This window comes from Akkermansia sp. KLE1798 (assembly GCF_001580195.1).
Taxonomy (GTDB): Bacteria; Verrucomicrobiota; Verrucomicrobiia; order Verrucomicrobiales; family Akkermansiaceae; genus Akkermansia; species Akkermansia biwaensis.
Map to the genome: position 1 here is coordinate 54562 of NZ_KQ971067.1, position 19272 is coordinate 73833.

Here is a 19272-nt window from a genome sequence, read left to right on the forward strand (position 1 = left end):
GGAGGTCAGTCGAGAACCAGATCGTATTCCGTTTTCAGGAATGTTTTCATTTTTCCGGGGTCTTCCCCGCAGGCTTTTTTGATTTCCATGACCTTGGCGTCCACCAGGGTCCGGTACCACCAGCCTTGCAGGAAATGCCACAGAAATCCTTCCTTTCCGTCAAGAAAGCCGAAGCGCAGGATGTAGCGGTAGCAGAAGTAGGCGAATCCGCGCCAGAAAAGGGGAAGCCGGGCGTACGTGCGTTTCATGGCCCGTTTTTTCAGCGTTTGCCCGCTCAGGTAACCGCATTGCTCTTTGGGCGAACTCAGGCCGTATTCCTGATCCAGCAATTGTGCGGCTTCCCGGATGGCGTAGCCGACGTGCTTCTGGGTCCACCAGCTCAGGTTGTTCAGGTTGTCGTCCACGAAATTGGCGTTCAGGTCCCATACGCGGCCTTTAAGAACCACCATGTGCTCGTCCATGGCGCGCACCTCGCACCTGGCTTTTCCTTTCCGGAAAATGCGGACCAGGCGGACGGGCGGCGTGCCGTGCCGGATGGGACGGCCCAGGAAATAACGGGAAAGGTCCAGAGAGAGTGCGGAGACATCCTCCTCCATGGAGGGAAGCATGCGCTCCAAATGGATTTTGGTGTCCGGCGGGAGGTATTCGTCCGCGTCCAGCCTCAGAATCCATTCCGTCCAGACCTGCAAATGATCAAGAGCCCAGTTCAGTTGCGCAGCCTGTGTGCCGGGCCATTCATGGTGGATGACATGCACGCGGTCATAGGAGGAACAGATGCGGACGGTTTCATCCGTGGAAAAACAGTCGATGACGAAAACCTCCCGTACGAGCGGAAGGATGTTTTCCAAACAGCGGCGGATATGCACCTGTTCGTTCCTGGTCAGGATGATGGCGGAGAGATCAATCATGGAGAGAACGATTTTTTATGAAGCGGGCCGGGTTGCCGCCCACGATTGTCCACGGGGCGACGTCGCGGAAAACGGCAGCCCTGGCGCCGACGACAGCTCCCTGTCCGATGCGGACTCCCATGCCGACAAAGGCGTCTGCGGCAATCCATGCCTGGTCTTCAATGAAAACGGGCGCCGTGACAAGAGGGTGCCGGGGGTGGGTAACGTCGTGGGAAGCCGTGCAGATGTAGGATTTTTGAGAGACGGTGGTATGGGAACCGACCACGACCTTGTCGACGTTGTAGCAGTCGACGTCTCCGGCCAGACAGCTGAATTCCCCCATTTCTAGATTCCAGGGAGCCCAGATGCGCACGGATGCATGGACTACCGCCCCTTTTCCCATTTTTGCGCCGAAAAAGCGTAAAACCAGGCGGCGCCACGGCATCAGGATGCCGGGAAAGAAAGGCCGGAAGAAAAACAGGCAGGCACAGCGCCAGAGCAGCCGCTGCATTTTGTTTTTCAGTCCCAGTTTATTTTGGTATTTGGAGAGGTCCACTTGCTGAGTATTCATGACTGGTAATGGAGAAAATCTGGCTGGTCCGGCCGCTGGCGCAGGAGGTATTCGTAAAGAAGGATCATGTTTTTTGCCACGCGGGGAGCCGTGTATTGGTCAAGCACGAGCCGTCTTCCGGCGTCTCCCATGTTTTTCAGGTCCTCCCCGCTGAGCGCTGCCGCTTCCTCAATTGTCTGCGCCAGTGTGTCCGTATCGTTGGGCCTCCACCAGCCGCAGTTGTGCAGGGACAGGTCCTCCCATGGCGTCCCGTGGGAGGCCATGACGGGAGTCCCCGCCAGCAGGGCTTCCGGAACGGACATTCCGAAGTTTTCCGATTCGCTGGGGACGAACAGGGCTGTCAGGGAGGCAAGCGCCTCAAATTTGGCACGTCCTGTCAAAAAACCGGTAAAACGTACGTTGTCAAGGTGCAGGCTGCGGGCGAGGTCTTGGAGATAGGAAGTGTATTCAGGGGGGCCGTCTCCCATCAGCACCAGTTCTCCGTCCTGCGCGGCCTTTCCGGCTGCGCTCCATGCACGGATCAGGCGGTCAATATTCTTAATGGGGTGGAAGCGGCCCAGGAAGCCGATTCTGAAGCGGTTGTTCGAGCGGTTCAGCTCCTCTAGAAAATCGGGAACGGCCACGGGATTGGGAATGACGGCCATGGGGTTGAGGAGCCCAAGGGCGCGGCAATGTTCCATTTCCCGGCGGCATGTCACGTGGATGCAGTCGGCCCGCTCCAGGTCCCGGCGGTGCCCCAGGTTCAGCATCAGGCTTTTTTTCCACTTGCTGCGCAGAAGTGCGCCAGGATAAAGCATGCCATGCGGGGAAATGACGCAAGGCTTTCCTTTGGTGCGGGCGATGGCCGCCGTGGCATGGTTGACGTCCTGCCACAGTCCGTTGGTATGGTAGAGGTCGTATTCCGTTTCCCTCTTCAGAAAGCCGCGCATGCCGCGGGAAAGGGACAGGGGGGAAACAGCATCGTTCGGAAGGGCGTGGATGAAGGAATCCTGCCCGATCATCACGTCTGACGCGTCGGCGGGGGACAGCGTGAGGATGTCCGTGCGGCAGCCGTTTCCGTTCAGGGCCTTCACCAGATCGTAGGTGCAGGTGCTTGTCCCTCCGGAACGGGTGTTGAGTGATGCAATGGTATGGAGAATGTTCATGTTCCGTCTTTCAGTTCTCTGCCTTTTCCATCCACGGCGCTTCCGGCCGCTTTTCCCTTTCTTCGCGCAGGAAGCCGCAGATCTGTTCAAAATAGCGTGAGGCGGCCTCTCCGGAAATATGGTCCATGCTCCATTCGGAAATGGAGCGGCGCGTTTCAGTGGAGATTTTCCCTACGGCAATCCAGTGCCGGAGAGCTTCCCTCATGTTTTCACGGCTGGCGGCGGGGAAGGAGGCTCCCCGGACGCGGCCGTCCAGCAGGACGGAAGCTCCACAGGCGTCGGAACATAGAACCCGCATGCCGTTTTGCAGGGCTTCGTTCACGACGGTGCCCCAGCCGTCATATAAACTGGGCAGGACGAGGAGGTCTCCGGCCCGCATCCGTTCCTGAACCTCCCGGTTTGTTTTTACGCCAAGGAAATGGAATTGGGCGCAGGCGGAGGCGCGCCGCTCCACTTCCGTTTCCAAAGGCCCTCTACCGATGATGTCCAGGCGGGAAAAACCGTCCCGGAGTGGCATGAGTTCCTCCAGCAGGGGAAGAATCCTCTTGTTGCCGTCCAGCCTGCCGACAAAAAGGAGGCGGGGGAGGCCGCTGCCGTCTTCTTCTTCATCATTCCGTTTTTCCCCGGATGATGCGTCATCCGGGGGGGCATCAGTAAAATATCCCCAGTCAAAAATGATTCCGGGGGAGAAGAAGGCCCGTTCATAGCAGATTTTTCCCCGGGAACCGGTGGTCAGGATGGCCCGGATGCTTTTTCCATAACGCACGCGGTGAATAGTATATTTCACGCGCCGCAGAAATCCTTTCCAGCCGCGCCATTCGTAAGGTTCCAGATAGAGTAGAGGACGTATTCCCTGCGTGCAGGCCAGGCGGAAGGCGCGGTAAACCATGGGGAAGGCGTCTATTCCGGAAAAGCAGTGCAGGGAATCGCGGTATTCTTCAAGAAGACGGTTGATTTGCGCGGTGTCAGGTTTTGTGACGGTTCGCACGGCTCCCATGTCCGGGAGGTTCCAGCCTTCTTCCGCACGCTCCCTGGTGAGAGGCTGTTCCGCGACCAGGATCACCTCATGGCGTTTCGCCAGCGCTTTCAGAAAGGCTGCCTGGTGGAGGCTGATGATGTTTTGCCAGAAAATGAATGTCATGGTATTTCCAGAGGGTGCGTGTGAGTCTGGTGGCGGTAGGCGGCTGCGGCTCCCAGGGAGCACCAGAAAACGGCTCCCAGGGACGCACCGGCGGCAAAGACGTAGCCTTCCGTTACCATATGCAGGGAAAAGAAAACGAGGGTAGCCTGGGCCGGAGAGACAGGAGCGCCGTACCGTCGCGGAAAAGGCCTTTTCAGGATATTGGTCAGGAGAATGTACATGAAAGGCAGGCCGCCCATCAGTCCCGTCATGGCGAAGATGGCTCCGTAGGAGGTGCCGGGTTCAATGACCCCTGTACGCAGGGAAACGGCATAGGAAACAATGCGCTGGGAGGCGAATCCGACTCCGTAAACGGGGGAGTCCAGAAATTCACGTTTTCTGTCGTTCCATAAAATTTCCCGGGAGGAAAAGGTTCCGCCCGATTTTTCATTGGCCTCCTGCTTGGAGATCATGCCGGAGGCAAAATACCCCATGAACGGATAGGCGGCTCCCGATACAAGAAGCAGGCAGACGACTGTTTTCAGCAACTGACGTGGCTTGTCCTTCAGGAACATGAAGAACAGATAGCCCGCAGCGGCGGCCGTGGACAGGAAGGCGCCCCGCGAGGCGGAAAGAAGAACGGAACACAGGCAGGCCAACATCATGAACAACCTGGGAAGTGACAAGGTTCCGTAAGTCATCATCTCCTTCAGCGTCCGGTACAGCAGATGAATGAAGCCGATGCCGGCCATGGGGCCCAGCAGCATGGACTGGACGGTCAGGCCGCCGAAAAGCCCCGCGGTACCGGGAGAGGCCTTGTAAAAGGTGGTCATGTAGTTGATGCCTGCAAAGTAACAGAAAAAGGAGGCTACGCCGATGAAAACGCTCAGGCGCATGACCCATTCATAAAGCCGGATGCGGAATTCCTCCAATGTTGGGGAAGACAGCAGAGGACTCAGGACGATGAAGACGAGCAGGCTGTAGCATAGTCTCACCCAGGGTTGGAAAATGGGGAGCGGATTGGCCAGGATGATGCTTGCCGCGCAGGCTAGGACAAGGAAGGCCATGGGCAGGCTGATACGAAGGTTCCTCGTCAGCAGCACGACGGCTGTTCCCGACGCGAAGGCAAGTGGATAAAGAGGGGACAAGGCGGCCAGGGGCCCCAGAATGGGTGAGGCCATGGCAATCATGAACGCAAAGGCCCAGGCGCCGTGGTTCCTGATATATTGCAGAATTTTTTTCATGGGCCGGTTTGTCCTCCGTTTCCGTTTTCCGTTCGTTCGCTTCCTGCCGGGTCGATCTGGTCCAGAAAACGGGTGATCAGGATGTTGATGTCATATTCATGGCGGACGCTCTGCGGATAGCGTTCCTTGTTGAACCGGCTGATGAGTGCGGCCAGGCCGACATGGTCCCGGGGTGCGAACAGCCATTTGTCTCCGTCTTCCGGGGGAATGTATTCCGCTCCCCCCTGACCGCGGCATGTCATGAAGGGAACGCCGCAGGCGTGGGCTTCCAACAGAACGCAGCCGAAGCCCTCAAAGAAGGAAGGCAGCACGAAGAGGTCCAGGGAATGGTAAAAGGCGGCCAGTTCGGCGTGAGGAATTTCCGTCTGAAAAGTAATGCTGCTTTCCAGGCGGTGCTCCCGCACGTAGGCGCGGCATTCTTCCAGGGTGGGGCCTGTTCCGATGAATTTCAGCAAAATGCCGGAGCCCTGTTCCCGCGCGAGAAGTTGTTCCACCGCCTTGATCAGGGTGATCTGGTCCTTGAGGTCCACGAAATTCCCAACACAGCCTATCGTCAGCTTTTCGTTCTTCCGCTGGCGCGGTGAAGGATGAAATTGGCCAGTGTCCACCCCATTGTACAGGATGAGCGATTTTTTGGGAGTGATGGAAGGCAGGTTCTGCACCAGGGACAGGCTGTTCCGGTAGGATTCGAAATAGTCCTGGGGGTTGACGGCCGGAAATTCAAGAAGATGGCGCTCCACGAATTTGCTGATGGAAACGTGGCAGTCCATCCTGTTGAAAAGCCTGATGTTCTTCTTCGCCCGGTAGCGCGCATTGAAGGCGCAGGAGGCAAATTTGCCGTTTCTGATGGTGTAGGGATCACCGTCATGATGCTGGACCAGTGCCACGGTCTGTGGAGAGGCGGCTTTCAGGGAAAGTGCGCACGCCGCAAATACGGAGGTGTGGGCGTGCGCCACGGCGATCCGGTCCGGGGAAAAACCGGCACGCCGGAAAGCTTTCAGGAACAGGGCTGAGTTGATCCCGTTAGTCAGGCCGTTCAGGATTAGGGAAGGCATTTGGAGGAAAGGAAAAAGGCGCACCGTGATGCCTTCATAATCATAGGAAGTGCGGCGGTCGAACGGGGAGGCCGGCTTGAAAACGAGCACGTCCCGGTAGCGCCCCGTCTTTTTGATGGCCCGTACCTGGTCATAAATGAAGGGCCCCCGGAATGACGATTCCGTGGGAAAAAAGGGAGTGATGACAAGGTAATACGGCTTCATGGAATGCAGCTCCGTTATTTGATGCTCCTTTTCAGTTTTTTAAGCCGCTGGAACAGGGCTTCCCCCCATCTGCGGAGCCGGGCCGCGGCGAACGTCCCCAGCATTTTTTCCAGGTTGTTCCAGAATTCGATCTTCCATAAGTCCTTTTCCATGCGGTAGCTCCATGCCCGGTACATTTCGGAGACGATCAGGCGCAGGTCTTCCTCAGCCTGTTGTCCCTCGCGGATGTCCTCCGGGGCGGCCTCCTGTCCGGCAAGGTCGCAGAAAATGGCGTTCCAGGTCTGGAAGACGGCTTCATCATTGAAAGGCAGAAGGCTTTCCCTGGCCTGCTCACTCTGGCGGGCGTACAATTCTTCGTCCAGCATGAGGGCGGCTATCCTGTCCGCCATGCCGCGCCGGTCCCCATAGGGGAGGACGGACACTCCCCGGCGGTTGTGCAGGAGTTCCAGGTAGGGAACATCATACATGACCGTGGGGATGCCGCGTGCCTTCGCCTCTGCCAGAACCAGGCAGAATGATTCCGCCTGAGAGGTCAGCAGATGGATGCCGCTTTCCGCGTAAAGAGGTTCCACATCAGCCTGTTCAGGGATGAATGTCACGCTGGAGCTGATGCCCAGAGCTTTGGTTAATTGGAGGAGTTTTCCGGAGTCCGCCTCGCGGCCTCCCGCCATGACCAGCCTGGCATCAGGCACGCGGGGCAATAGTTCCGCCATGATGTACAGGGCTTCTTCCGGCATTTTGGGTTCCATGAGGCGCCCAAGCCACAGCAGTGTGCGCCTGGAGCGCGGTGGGGCCGGAACAGGCGCGGAGGCTGCATGCCTGACGGGATTCTGAACGTAATGGGCGCGGCAGCCCAGAGCGGTCCAGAACCGGCGGTCTGTTCCGGAAACAACGGCTACGGCGTCGCAGAGGCGGCCGGTTTCCAGATGGGAATCATACATCCCTTCATCCCCCGTCAGGTAGAGGGGGGTAGGGAAGGAGAAATGGATATTGAGGATGGTTTTGACCGGAAGAGGGCGGAGAATGGCCGCCGTTTCCATGGCAGCGGCATAAAAGGCGCCGTGCAGAATGACCAGGGAGGGACGGTGTTCGCGGATGATTTCTTTCCACTGGTCCGCCCGGGGAGATTCCGGATTGAGGTGGACGAACCGGCAATGGTTTTCCAGGGAAGGGCGCAATTTGCCTACGGGCTGTTCCGTGACGAGAAGGACGTGGATTCCATGTTTGGCAAAGATGAGGGTTTGCGCCTCCACAACGCGTTCAATGCCCCCCAGGTTTTCCAGGGCGGGGAAGTAGATGGCCAGGGTGGAGATGTTCGTCGTCATGGCTTTCATTGGGGACGTTGGCCGATCAGCCTGGGACAGCACCGGTTGAAGAAAAGGATCAGGAGGTACTCAATGCCGAGAAAGAGGATGAAAAAACCGATTTTTCCGAATGTGTTCGTTTTAAACCAAGCGTGGTAGTACAGGCCGAAGATGGGCATGTGCGTGGCAAAGACGATCAGGGAGTTTTTCCCGTAAAAGCGCAGGGGGCGCAATAGTTTCACGCCGTCCAGGTATTTGGCGCACAAGACGGAAAAGGCAATGAAACATGCGGAGCAAACCATTTGCCAGGCCATGTACGGGAGAAGGCGCATCCAGGGCAGAAGTCCGTAGCCGGCATTGATCAGCACGACGGGAATGATGCACAGGAGCAGGAGAAACTTGCTGTGTCCGTTTTCAACCAGTTGCAGCAGTTTTTTACCGTACAGGGCCCCCAGCGTGAAATAAATCAGGAAATACAGGATATGAGAGAGCGGGAAAAGAGGAGTGATGGGGTTGTATTCCGGACGCGCCCACAGGAACAAACCCGCCAGGGAGCACGCTAGGCTGGCGCCCACAGTCATGATGGGCGAAAGGAATTTTTTCAAAAACGCATAAAGGAGGGTGATGCAGAACAGGCCTATGAAGAACCAGAGCGCTCCGTTCAGAACCTGATAGGAATAAACGGCATGGGGGCCGAACAAGCTGTCCGTGAACGGACGGAAACCGGTTTCCTGATGAAGCGCGAGGAGCAGTTCGTGCAGTTTGTACAGAAGCAGGGTGAACAGATAGAACGTAAGGAAGGGGACCAGAAGGGTTCTGGCCTTTGCCGCGATCAGTTCATGCCATGGTTTTTCCCTGAAAAAGACGCCGGAAACGAAGCAGAAGATGGGCATGTAGTACGGCAGGGTGATCCATGACGGCATGCACCCCGGGTCATATTCGTAATGGACGTGCATCAGGACCACCCATAGGACGGAAAAGCCCTTAAGAAAGTCAAGATAGGAAATGCGCCCGGAAGCGGCATGGGGAAGGTCGGCATTCATGGCATCATCTGGTAAATGTGGTTGATTTCCCCCTCGTTTCCGTAATCGCGGGCAGCGCAGTTGCCGGAAAGTCCCCGCCTCAGTTCGGGATGGTCGATAAGCCGTGCCGCCGCCTGCGCCACTGCCTCCGCGCTCATGTCCGTGATAATGCCGTCAATGCCGTCTTCAATCTGGCTGGCGGCTGTGGGATATCTGGTGACAATGACGGGTTTCCCCAGGATTTGGGCCTCCCTGACGGAGACGGATTTCCCCTCCACATTGGAAGGCTGCACATAAATATCGCAATGGCGGAAGTAGGGATACGGATTGGCCGCGGCTCCCGCCAGAATGAAATGGTCCTGAAGATTCAGCTTACTGATGCGCTCCCTTAAGACGGATTCCAGATGCCCTTCTCCAAGGACTGTCCATTTGATCCGGTAACCACTGTCAAGCAGGATGCGGCAGGCATCCATGGCCCGGCCATAGGCCTTTTCCTCGCAGAGACGCCCTACTGTCAGAAGTGATATGCCTTGTTCCGGGCCTGCGGGGGCGGGGAGGAAGTCCTGTGCCTGGCTTCTGATGAAGGCGGGGGACAGGATGTTTTCAATGACGCATGCCTTGCCGGCCAGGCCCGGATGACTGCGGAGGAAGGACAGCATGGCGCTTTCAGACACCAGGACGATTTTATCCAGCCGGTTCCACATTTTTCCGTCCATGCGCATGAATGGCCTGACGCTTCCGTAGTCCGTATGGTACCAGCCCAGCTTCACATCTGCTTTTACCTTGTCCGAGATGACGTCATGGAAGCCGAGGAAACTGATGCCGAGGTCATAATGCCTGTTGCTGATGTCCGGAAGCCACGGAAGCATGAGATGCTGGCAGTACTGCATGATGCCGTGTTCGTGGATCGGTCTGCGCATCATTTTATAACGGGCCGCCGCCAGCAGAATACCCAGTTTCTTCATCAGATAGAGGAAACGGTGCTTTCCGTTCCGGCGGTTCAGGGGGGTGACAAGCGTCCTGTATGCGGAAATTTCCGGAAGAAGATTTACCTGGGGAGGGATCATGTCCATGAATTCCCCTTCATGGCTGAACAGGAACAGATCCACGTCGTACTGCGTGTAGTCGATGGCGTGCAGCAACCCCAGAAGGCTGCGTTCCGCACCTCCTATATGCATGTAGGTCATCGTGATGATGATTTTTTTCCTGGCGGGGGTCATCTGTTGCTTTTGGCGTAAAGGGTGTGGGCGCATGAAGCCAGGCGCTGGGATATCAGGGCCGCCGTCAGGAACAGCCTGTTGCTTCCCGGCAATTTCGCCAGGGCGTGCCGCCCTTCGTTCCGGTAATGGAGCAGAAGCTTCCAGACCAGGGAGCGGATGTCCTTCCTGTAATAGCCGGTTGTGCGGGTGTTCCGCAGATAGACGTCTGCCTGGACGGTTTCCCGGTCCAGAAGAAGCTGGCGGAACTGCGCGCCGTCCGGGAGGGCTCGGCAGTAGTCGCCGGTCAGGCGGACCGCCCTGTACCAGTCCTTGAAGGACCTGGCGCCCGGCGCATGGGTAAAGGCCCCGGACCGTTTGATGTAATGGTAGAGGGGCCGGTCCAGCTTGGCGACGGTACGGGCCAGCGCCGCGAGCTGGACCATGCCGACCATGTCTTCCGTGTAATGGATATCGGGCGGAATGGAAATCTCCCGGCAAAGGCTTGTACGGATCAGTCTTCCCCAGATGAAGTATTTCTCTTCCGTCAGCAGCGCCCGTAGAAAGGTTTTTCCGTCCAGCACGTCAAAGTGGTAGTCCGTACACGCCTTTCTTCCGGAACTGTCTTCCATTTCCGAGAAGTAGTCGGATACGACAATATCCGCGCCCGTCTCATGCTGGCGTCCGGCAAGCCCTTCAATTGCATCCGGTTCCAGATAATCGTCCCCGTCCACATGGATGATGAATTCCCCGGAAGCCCGGTCAATGCCCGTTTTGCGGGCCATCGGCAGCCCTTCGTTCCGTTTGGTGACAACCTGGATGCGCTTGTCCTGCCGTGCCGCCTGTTTCAGGATGGCTGCGGAACCGTCCGTGGATCCGTCGTCAATGCAAATAATTTCCAGCTCTGCGTGCGTCTGGCGCACGAGAGAATCCAGGCACCGGCTGACGAGATGCTCAAGGTTGTAAACGGGAACGATGGCGGAAATCAGCATTGGAAAGAAGGCATGGACATGAAGTTTTCCGGATGAAGCAGAGGTTGGGGAATCAGGAATTTTTCAGGGATTTGGCCAGGTAGAGAAAAGGGTGCTTGACGGAAAGGATTTTGGAAGCCAGGCGGGAGATTCCGTAATGCCAGGGGCAGGGAATACGGTTTTTCCTGAATGCCTGCTTGTTCTGCCTGGTATTGCGACAAACTGCCTTGAGGCCTGCCGTGCTGGAGCCTCCCGTGCGCATGAACACCATGAAACGGTCCAGGTAGTGCGTGGAAATATGGTGTTTTTCCACAAACCGGAGCATGAGCTCGAAGTCCGCCGCGCTGCCGATGGAGGGATCAAACAGGCCGTAGCGCTCAAAGCATTCCCGGGTGCAGTAAAAGGTGGGGTGGGCGGGATTCCAGCCTCTCTGAAACGCTCCGGGGCGGTAGGGGGAGCCTTGCCAGGTGCGGACGACCTTCCGTTCGGAATTGATATAGGACAAGTTGCCATGCACGGCGTCCGTACCGTTTTCGGAAAAAGCGCGTGCAATATCTTCCAGTACGCGGTTGTCCTGGTAATAATCGTCTCCGTTGAGAAAGCCCACCACGTCCCCCGTAGCCATGAGGATGCCCTTGTTCATGGCGTCGTAAATCCCCTCGTCCGGCTCGGAAACCCACTTCATCCTGCTGCGGAACAAGGGTTCCATTTCCCGGAGAATGGATACCGTCCCGTCCGTGCTGGCGCCGTCCACGACGATGTATTCCATATCCGGATGGGTTTGCCCCAGAACGCTGCGCATGGTGTCGCGCAAGGTGGAGGCATTGTTGAAGCAGACCGTGATGATGGAGATTTTCATGAAAAGGGCCGTAAGTCGTTTTCCGTGCCGCGTCCGCCTGTCAGAGGCGGAGCTTGTTGATCATGACGGCGTTGTGGGCGTCCGTCCCCCACCAGAAATAGAGGTTTTCCTGTTGGAATTTCCGCGCCAGCTCCCGGCATTTCTGCCCGTAGAATCCGCACAGGGAGCCTATGTTTCCCTGGAAAAGAATGCCTTGTGTGGCCAGGGCGGCGAGTTCCTCCGGAGTCAGGATTTTGCCGTAGCGTTCAGGATGGGCCAGCACGGGAACATATCCTCTGTCCTTAATGAGCAGGAGCATGTCCATCCACGCGTCCGGAAGGCGGTATTGCGGGAGTTCCACAAGAATGTGCGTGCCGTCCGGGCTGAGAGGCTCCTCTTCCGTGAATTGCCGTTCAAAATGATCGTCCAGCATGTATTCCGCCGCCAGCCGGAGTTCAAAATCCCCGTCCGGCACGGCGTTCACAAGCTCCCGAAAGCGTACTTTTAAACTCGTTGCCGTATTCCAGGGATAGCGGCTGATGACATGGGGAGTGCAGCAGGCTCCCCGGAATCCCCGTTTTTTCAGCAGGGAAATGAGTTCCAGGCTTTCCGCCTGCGTCCGCGCGCCGTCGTCCACACCCCAGAGCAGATGGCTGTGCATGTCCATTCCGTCCGGACAGAGGGTACAGAGCTTGAGCTTTGGCTGGAACAGGGCGGAGAACAAGGCGGAAATCAGGAATTGGTGGTGTTGTACCCGTAGTTGTAATGGTAGCCGTAACCGTAATAGTGATGGCCGGCCGCCTTGAAGTCCACGGCATTGATGACAAATCCCATGTTGGGAAGCTTCCCTTCATTGGCAAGCTGCTGGATAGTGGCTATATAGCGCTTGTCTATCTTGTTGCTGCGGATGACGTACAGGGAAATGTCCGCCAGTTTGGCAAAAATGGCCGTATCCGCCAGAATGCCGTAGGGTGGCGCGTCAATGATAACGGCATCGTAAGATCGCTTGAAGGACTGGATAAGCTGCTCAATCTCGGGCCGGGAGAGCAGGGAAACGGGATTGGGAACATGGGGGCCTCCGTAGAGGATGTCCACCCCCGGATGATCCGGAAGGGGATGAATGACGGAGGAAAGGTCGGAAACCTTGTTGAGCAGGATAGTGCTCAGGCCCTTGCGGCCCTTGCCGCCAAGCTGGCTGGAGAGGGAGGTCTTGCGCAGATCGCCGTCAATCAGGAGCACGCGCTTTCCGATCTTGGAAAAAGCCTGGGCCAGATTGGCGGAAATGAAGGTTTTTCCTTCTCCCGGCGTGGTGGAAGCGAGCAGGATCACATGGCCCTGATGCTCGGAAAAGGGAAGCATGGAGTCCACATTGTGGCACATGATATGGAAATATTCCGCCATGACGGAATGTTCGTCAGGGAGCATCAGGGATACCTGTTTCTGTTCCTTTTTGCTCATGGCGGGAAGCTCTGCAATCACGGGAAGAGTGGTGATGGCATCCAGGTCATGCCTGTTTTTGACCTTGTTGTTGAGTATGGCCACGCCCATGAAAGCGAACAGGCAGAGGGCTGCGCCTCCGGCCGCCCCGCCGAGAACGAATTTCCTGGTATTGGGAGCAATCGGGGCGTTGGAGCCGTGTGCCGTTTCCAGAACGCGTGCGGAGGAAGGTGTGGTTTCCAGAGCCAGTTCATTTTCCTGTTCCTTGGTCAGCAGCGTAAGGTAATATTCTTCCTTTACCCCGTGTTCGCGGTTCAGAGGGGTGAGTTTCCGCGCCTTTCCGGATGTGGCGGCCAGGCGCCTGGTAATGTCTTCCCGCTTCCTCGTAAGCTCCTGGAGCCGTAAATTCAAGTTATCGCGCAAGTTGGACAGGGATCTGAAGGCGGCCGCGCGAGTAGCGTCCATCTTCTTGGTCAGGGAAACGACGATGGGGTTTTGTGAGCCCGCGCTGCCCGCGATTTTCTGGTATTCCAGATAGGCGGTGTTGTAGGCTTCAATTTGACGGGAAACCCCGGAGTCCGCGATGCCGGTGTCCAGGGAAATAAGTTCCGCTTTTTTACTGACGGCTTTCAAGTTGTTTTCCAAGTCATTGGCTAGCATGATCTGCGTCTGGAGCTCGAAAATGGAATTGTCCAGCGTTTGTGCGGTGCTGAAATCGGCGGACAGCGAGGCTTGCGTGTCGGCAATGATGTCGTTCTCGAACTTGATGTCGTCCCGTTCGCTGTCCAGCCTTTTCAATTCTTCGCCGATCTGTTCGAGTTGCCGGCGAATGAATTCTTTCGTCTTGACGGCGATGGCGCGGCGTTCTTCTCTGGAATGTTCGTTATAGATTTCGATCAGTTTATTCAGCGTATCCGTTGCTTTATCGGGATTGGAGGAAGTGAGCGTCATCTGGAGGAGGCTGGATTCCTTGGCGTCCGGGCGCTTGACGGTGAAGTTGGCGAGGAGCTGGTCCGCGGCGGCGTTGATGGGAACGCGCCGTACGGTAATGGTGGTGCCTGGAATTGTCTCCGGCATATGGGAAGTGGGATAAACCGTGATGGTTGCAAAAGGGAGATGGACGGGCTTTTTCAGTTCCTCTTCCAACTGTACGGGTTTTCCGTCGCTGCCCTGGTAGGTCAGGGACAGGGCGCTGTCCCCTTTCAGGGTAATATCGAAAGAACAGGACCTGTCGCTGGGGATGTTTTCAAAGATGACTTCCACAGGGCTTTCCCGGTACAGGTCTATCTGGCGCAGGTCCCGTTTTTTCCAGTAGGATACGTTCAGTTTCAGGTCTTCAACCGTATGCCGCATGACGGTGGAGGACCTGAGGATAAAACTTTCATTGGCCAGGTTGGCCGCTCCGGAATCCACCCCCAGTTCCACCATGATGCGGTCTGTGGAGGAATCCTTGCTGGCTTCCCTCATCATGACGCTGGCGGTTTTTTCAAATACGTAATTCTGCGTGGCCGCCATATAGTAGGCTGCAGTTCCTCCCAGAAGGGCGCAGAACAATATCCAGTACCAGCGCCTGCGGAGAATGATGGCGACAATGTCCAGAGACAGGGAGGAATCCGGCGTCTCGGGCGCGGGGGAAGATACAGGCGGAACGGTAGGTTGCGGCATAAGGAAATGAAATACTTCACCGGCTTTCCGCTGTCTGCGGAAAGCCGGCTACGGAAGAAGGGTCACAAGGCGCACAGGGCGATGATGCCGATGATCAGGCCCACGCCGGATGCCGTCCAGCCGATGTATTGGACGGTGTCGCTGCGGGTATTGATTTTACGTTCGGCAGGGGTGACGTAAATGGTGTCGTTCTGCTGAATGTAGTAATAGGGGGACTGGAATAAATCCTTGCTGCGCAGATCGATTTTGGCAATCTGGCGGTGGCCGTTCGTTTCACGGATCAGCGTGACGTCCCGGTTGCCGTCAATGCTCAAGTCGCCCGCACGGCTGATGGCTTCAAGAATGGTCAGGCGCTGGCCGTCAATGTTGTATGTTCCGGGGGAGGAAACTTCGCCCAGAATGGAGAACTTGAAATTGGTGATCTGCACGTTGACGGAAGCGTCGCTGATGTAGTCGTTGTTTCTCAGAGCGGCGGCAATGTCGTCTCCCAGGGCGGAGCAGGTCTTGCCGGCCGCCTTGATTTTGCCGATAACCGGCAGGACGATGTAGCCTCTGGCATCGACCAGGTAACCTTTGGACCGGGAGCTGGAGCTGGGGCCGGAGGTGCCGATTTCAGAGACGGCAAAAGGTGCGGTCAGTTCGGGCTGCTTGCTGCTGACAGTGATGGAAAGCTGGTCGTCCTTCTGAATCAGGGTTTGGTAGCTGCCCTGAATCTTTTCCTTGGAGTAGCCGGAGACGTCCTGGATGTACAGGACTTCCTTGGGACTGACGCAGGAAGGAAGGAGGCTGGCTCCCGCCAGGGCGGCGGAACACAGGAGAGCTTTGCTGAGGAGATGGTGTTTGTTCATTAGTTGAAGTAATATATAGTAGGATAAAGGGAAGGCTTGGTAACGGGGGTTAGAAGGATCTGGTCGCCTCCGTGGTAGAGGGGAGGGAAAGATCGTTCTGAAGGAGGGTTTCCCCCAGTTTGTTCTGGAAAGCTTCGTTGCATTGCTGGATGCCTTCCCGGACCAGGACTTTCCGGGCTGTCCGGAAGACCAGTGAAACATCCAGCAGGAAGGAAACGCGGCGCACGTAAAGCACGTCGTAGCACAGTCGGCGGCAGAAGGGAATGCCGTTGCGGCCGTGGATCTGGGCCATGCCGGTGATGCCTGGCCGGACGGAATAGCGCTGGCGACAATAATTGGGAGGAAGGGCTTCCATCTGGGAAGGAATCCAGGGGCGGGGGCCTACGATGACCATGTCCCCTTTCAGGATGTTGATCAGTTGCGGAAGTTCGTCCAGTGAATTGCTGCGGAGGAAGTTGCCGAGAGCGAACAATCTCTGGTTGTCCGGAAGCAGGCGCCCATGTTCGTCGCACGCATCCGTCATCGTTTTGAATTTGATGATTTTGAACAATTTTCCCTGATATCCAACGCGCGTTTGAAGAAAGAAGGGGGATTTCCGCGTAGATAGAAAAAGAAGCACAGATATCGTTAGCAGCAACGGGCTGAGAATGACGAGCGCCATCCCGGCGAGCAGGCTACTGATGACAGGTTTGCAGATATGCATGTACATAAAGGCTAGGACGTGAGTAGCGGATTGCAAATCCGGTGTCAATAGTAATCGTTAAAGAAAAAATACTTATTTGTCATATCCCGTAAAATTATAAGAACAAAATTATAAACGAATATGACTTTTGTTCATAATAATAAATTGATATTTAATATATTATATATAGTTTTAATGTTTCCTATTATTTTGATAGGATTTGCAATCCGTTGAATATTTTCTTATATTCGAATATGAATTACATATAATAATTTTTTTGTAGCAAAAGTTTTGTTGAATTTGCAAAATCAATCGCATAAAAGAAGCGGAATGGGGAAATTTGAGGTTGTATTGTTTTTTAACGCGGATGGGGTAATTTCACAGGAAAAAGAGTCCTGGCGGCCGTTGCCTGCCGGGAAGGGGTGTCCGTCCCCTTTTTTTTCATGATGAAGGGGTTCCGGCGGAAAAGAAATCTTCACGAGGAAGAGAACAGGTCCCCCTTGGTTTGGCCTTGAGTTCGGCTCCCGGTGTTGTTAGTATAGATGCCACGTATGGCATTGGATGCGCAGGAGCGTCATGTATTTGAGCATGAAGAGGACCATCCCCCCGTTTGGATGGGAATGGCATGGGGCGCCGTTTCCGTACTGGCCGGAGCGGCTTTGCTGGCTTCCATGCTGACCTTTGACGTCCGGGAAATAGGCTGGAATTATCTCAACAAATCCGGCGAGGTGATGGAGGGGACGACCAATCTTCTGAACGTGGTGGGGCTGTATGGAGCCGGCATCGTTTACTGGGTGCTGGGAGGGATGGCCTGGATGCTGGTGATTTTGCTGGCCTGGTGGGGATGTTACCGTTTTACCCACCGGGGACGGCTGACCCGCGGTGTGATCTATGGAGGCGTCTTCCTGCTGGTGAGCGGGTGCCTGTTCCTGACTGCCGGCCATGTTACGGGGGCGGAATGGGTGGAGCGTCATCAGGTGCTGGGCGCGGGCGGCCTTGTCGGCAACCTTCTCGGAACGCATCTGCTGGTTCCTTTGGCTGGGGTATCCGCCATTCTGGCGGTTTCCGGGCTGGGATACATCATTGCCTTGATCTATGCGGCGGGCCTGCGGCCCCGTCCCCTTTTCCGCGCCGTTCTCCGGGAGTTCCGTTCATGGAGAATGAACAGGAAAGAAAAGAAGATGGAACGCCGTTCCTCCCAACTGGCCAGGGAAGCCGCCCGCGTGAGAGCCAGCATGGAGGACGCGGCCCTGTCTTCTCCCTCTCCCGCCAGACGGAGCCGGGAATCTTCTTCCCGCCTGCACCGTACCGGGGATGACCTGGAAGGGTTATACAACGAAGTGGCCGCCGCTCCCTCTGTCCGGATGCCCGCACCCCCGAAAAAATCTTCCGCTCCGCGGACGCAGGGGAACCTGCCGCTGACGACGACCCCGAAAATCACGGTGGCGGAGCCTGCGGAAATCAAGCCTGCTCCCAAGGTGCAGCCCTTTGCCAAAATAGCCACGCCGCCTACGGAGGAATTCAAGGATTACCAGCTTCCCGGCTTCGAACTGCTGCATTATGAGGAAAAACCGGACGGCCCCACGGATGCGGACCGGGAGGAAATGCTGGAAATCCAGCAAAAAATCATCGAGACGCTGACGACGTTCCGTGTGGACGTGACGCCGGGGGACATCACCCGCGGCCCGACTATCACCCGGTATGAGGTATATCCCGCGCGCGGCGTGCGCGTGAACACGTTTGACCAGTATTCCAAGGACATCGCGCTGGCGACCAGGGCGGAAAGCGTGAACATCGTGGCCCCCATTCCGGGCAAGGACACGGTGGGCATTGAAATCGTCAACCGCAAAAAAGTGGCCGTGCCGCTCCGGGAACTGCTCCAGGACCCCGAATTCTGTTCTCCCAAAAAGAAAATTCCGCTGGCCCTGGGCAAGGACGTGTATGGCCGTACCGTGATAGGAGACCTGGCCTCCATGCCCCACCTGCTGGTGGCGGGGGCTACGGGCTCCGGCAAATCCGTGTGCATCAACAGCATCATCTCCTCCATGCTGCTGAAATTCAGGCCGGACGAACTCCGGCTGATCCTGGTGGACCCCAAGGTGGTGGAAATGCAGCCGTACTCCAAGCTGCCCCATTTGATCGTTCCCGTGGTGACGGACCCCAAAAAGGTGCCGAACGCCCTGCGCTGGTGCGTGAATGAGATGGAACACCGCTACCACTGCTTTGCCAAGGTGGGCGTGCGCAACTTTGAAGCCTTCAACAAGCGGCCGCCTGAAATGCCCGCGGAAGAGGAAGAAGAACCGGAATCCGGGGAAGTGGACGAAGAACTGGCGGAATCCATCGCCCGGGAGCTGGAATCCCAGGGGGAATGGCCTGCGGAAGAGGATGACGAACTGGACCTGGACGACGACGGCGTGATTCCCGAACGCTTCCCCTACATCGTGATCATCATTGACGAGCTTGCCGACCTGATGCAGACGGTGGGCGCGGACATTGAAACCAACATCGGCCGCCTGACCCAGAAAGCCCGCGCTGCCGGAATTCACCTCATTGTCGCCACGCAGACGCCGCGGCGGCAGGTGGTGACGGGCACCATCAAGGCCAACATTCCCACGCGCATCGCCTTCCAGGTGGCCAGCGGCACGGACAGCCGCGTGATTCTGGACAGGCAGGGAGCTGAAAAACTGGTGGGGAAGGGCGACCTTTTGTACCTGCCGCCCGGTTCCGCCCAGGTGGAACGAGCCCAGGGCGCATTCATTTCCGACGACGAGGTGGAAGCCCTGGTGGCCCACTGTGCGTCCCAGGCCAGGCAGAAATTCCATGAAGAGGTCCAGAAGACGCTGGACGAAGCCTCCCACGGCGGAGCGGACAGCCCGCTGGACGACGCGGAGGAGGAATGCTACGCCAAATGCCTGGAAGTGGCCGTCGTCGAACGCAAGGTAAGCACCTCCCTCCTGCAGCGGCGCCTGAGCATCGGCTACGGTCGCGCCGCGCGCATGATGGACCTGCTGGAATCCCGCGGGATCATCGCCCCTGCGGACAACACCAACCGTCCGCGCAAGGTGCTGGTGGAATGAAACGGA

At 56.8% G+C, this 19272-nt stretch carries 16 protein-coding genes; 1 reads left to right on the top strand and 15 read right to left on the bottom strand.

Going from position 1 to position 19272, the window contains the following annotated elements:
* Positions 1 to 5: 5 nt before the first annotated feature.
* The 15 genes from HMPREF3039_RS01060 to HMPREF3039_RS01130 form a co-directional block, all read right to left on the bottom strand.
* On the bottom strand, positions 6 to 908 hold the full coding sequence (locus tag HMPREF3039_RS01060) for a glycosyltransferase family 2 protein (protein WP_067573571.1): 903 nt from the start codon (positions 906 to 908) through the stop codon (positions 6 to 8).
* Positions 901 to 1458 (bottom strand): LbetaH domain-containing protein, encoded by a 558-nt coding sequence (locus HMPREF3039_RS01065; protein ID WP_067573569.1) that lies wholly within the window; start codon positions 1456 to 1458, stop codon positions 901 to 903. The genes HMPREF3039_RS01060 and HMPREF3039_RS01065 overlap by 8 nt, the downstream gene beginning before the upstream one ends.
* A complete protein-coding gene (locus HMPREF3039_RS01070) occupies positions 1455 to 2603 on the bottom strand; it encodes a glycosyltransferase (protein WP_067573567.1) in 1149 nt (382 codons plus the stop codon). Before HMPREF3039_RS01070 ends, HMPREF3039_RS01065 begins: the two co-directional genes overlap by 4 nt.
* A gap of 10 nt (positions 2604 to 2613) precedes the next feature.
* Entirely contained in the window at positions 2614 to 3744 is a 1131-nt protein-coding gene (locus tag HMPREF3039_RS01075) for a glycosyltransferase family 4 protein (RefSeq protein ID WP_067573565.1), read from the bottom strand.
* A complete protein-coding gene (locus HMPREF3039_RS01080; RefSeq protein ID WP_067573563.1) occupies positions 3741 to 4967 on the bottom strand; it encodes an O-antigen ligase family protein in 1227 nt (408 codons plus the stop codon). Before HMPREF3039_RS01080 ends, HMPREF3039_RS01075 begins: the two co-directional genes overlap by 4 nt.
* Positions 4964 to 6226 carry a glycosyltransferase gene (locus tag HMPREF3039_RS01085; protein WP_067573561.1) on the bottom strand — a complete coding sequence of 421 codons (1263 nt, stop codon included), beginning with the start codon at positions 6224 to 6226 and terminating at the stop codon, positions 4964 to 4966. The genes HMPREF3039_RS01080 and HMPREF3039_RS01085 overlap by 4 nt, the downstream gene beginning before the upstream one ends.
* A 14-nt stretch (positions 6227 to 6240) precedes the next feature.
* The gene (locus HMPREF3039_RS01090) at positions 6241 to 7551 is read right to left on the bottom strand and encodes a glycosyltransferase family 4 protein (protein WP_067982155.1); all 1311 of its coding nucleotides are present in this window, start codon (positions 7549 to 7551) and stop codon (positions 6241 to 6243) included.
* A 5-nt stretch (positions 7552 to 7556) separates the two neighbouring features.
* Positions 7557 to 8573: an acyltransferase family protein gene (locus HMPREF3039_RS01095; RefSeq protein WP_067573556.1), complete on the bottom strand. Its 1017-nt coding sequence runs from the start codon at positions 8571 to 8573 to the stop codon at positions 7557 to 7559.
* Entirely contained in the window at positions 8570 to 9772 is a 1203-nt protein-coding gene (locus HMPREF3039_RS01100) for a glycosyltransferase (protein WP_067573554.1), read from the bottom strand. The genes HMPREF3039_RS01095 and HMPREF3039_RS01100 overlap by 4 nt, the downstream gene beginning before the upstream one ends.
* A complete protein-coding gene (locus HMPREF3039_RS01105; protein ID WP_067573552.1) occupies positions 9769 to 10740 on the bottom strand; it encodes a glycosyltransferase family 2 protein in 972 nt (323 codons plus the stop codon). Before HMPREF3039_RS01105 ends, HMPREF3039_RS01100 begins: the two co-directional genes overlap by 4 nt.
* A gap of 52 nt (positions 10741 to 10792) precedes the next feature.
* Positions 10793 to 11578, bottom strand: coding sequence for a glycosyltransferase family 2 protein (locus HMPREF3039_RS01110; protein WP_067573550.1), 786 nt, complete (start codon positions 11576 to 11578; stop codon positions 10793 to 10795).
* Between the two features lie 40 nt (positions 11579 to 11618).
* On the bottom strand, positions 11619 to 12281 hold the full coding sequence (locus tag HMPREF3039_RS01115; protein WP_067951846.1) for a tyrosine-protein phosphatase: 663 nt from the start codon (positions 12279 to 12281) through the stop codon (positions 11619 to 11621).
* 8 nt (positions 12282 to 12289) lie between these two features.
* On the bottom strand, positions 12290 to 14659 hold the full coding sequence (locus tag HMPREF3039_RS01120; protein ID WP_067573549.1) for a GumC family protein: 2370 nt from the start codon (positions 14657 to 14659) through the stop codon (positions 12290 to 12292).
* Between the two features lie 62 nt (positions 14660 to 14721).
* Complete coding sequence (locus HMPREF3039_RS01125) at positions 14722 to 15507, bottom strand: polysaccharide biosynthesis/export family protein (protein WP_067573547.1); 786 nt, start codon at positions 15505 to 15507, stop codon at positions 14722 to 14724.
* Between the two features lie 49 nt (positions 15508 to 15556).
* Positions 15557 to 16216: a sugar transferase gene (locus HMPREF3039_RS01130; RefSeq protein ID WP_082770135.1), complete on the bottom strand. Its 660-nt coding sequence runs from the start codon at positions 16214 to 16216 to the stop codon at positions 15557 to 15559.
* A gap of 524 nt (positions 16217 to 16740) precedes the next feature.
* Here HMPREF3039_RS01130 and HMPREF3039_RS01135 point away from each other — a divergent pair.
* Complete coding sequence (locus tag HMPREF3039_RS01135; protein ID WP_067573543.1) at positions 16741 to 19266, top strand: FtsK/SpoIIIE family DNA translocase; 2526 nt, start codon at positions 16741 to 16743, stop codon at positions 19264 to 19266.
* Positions 19267 to 19272: the final 6 nt, after the last annotated feature.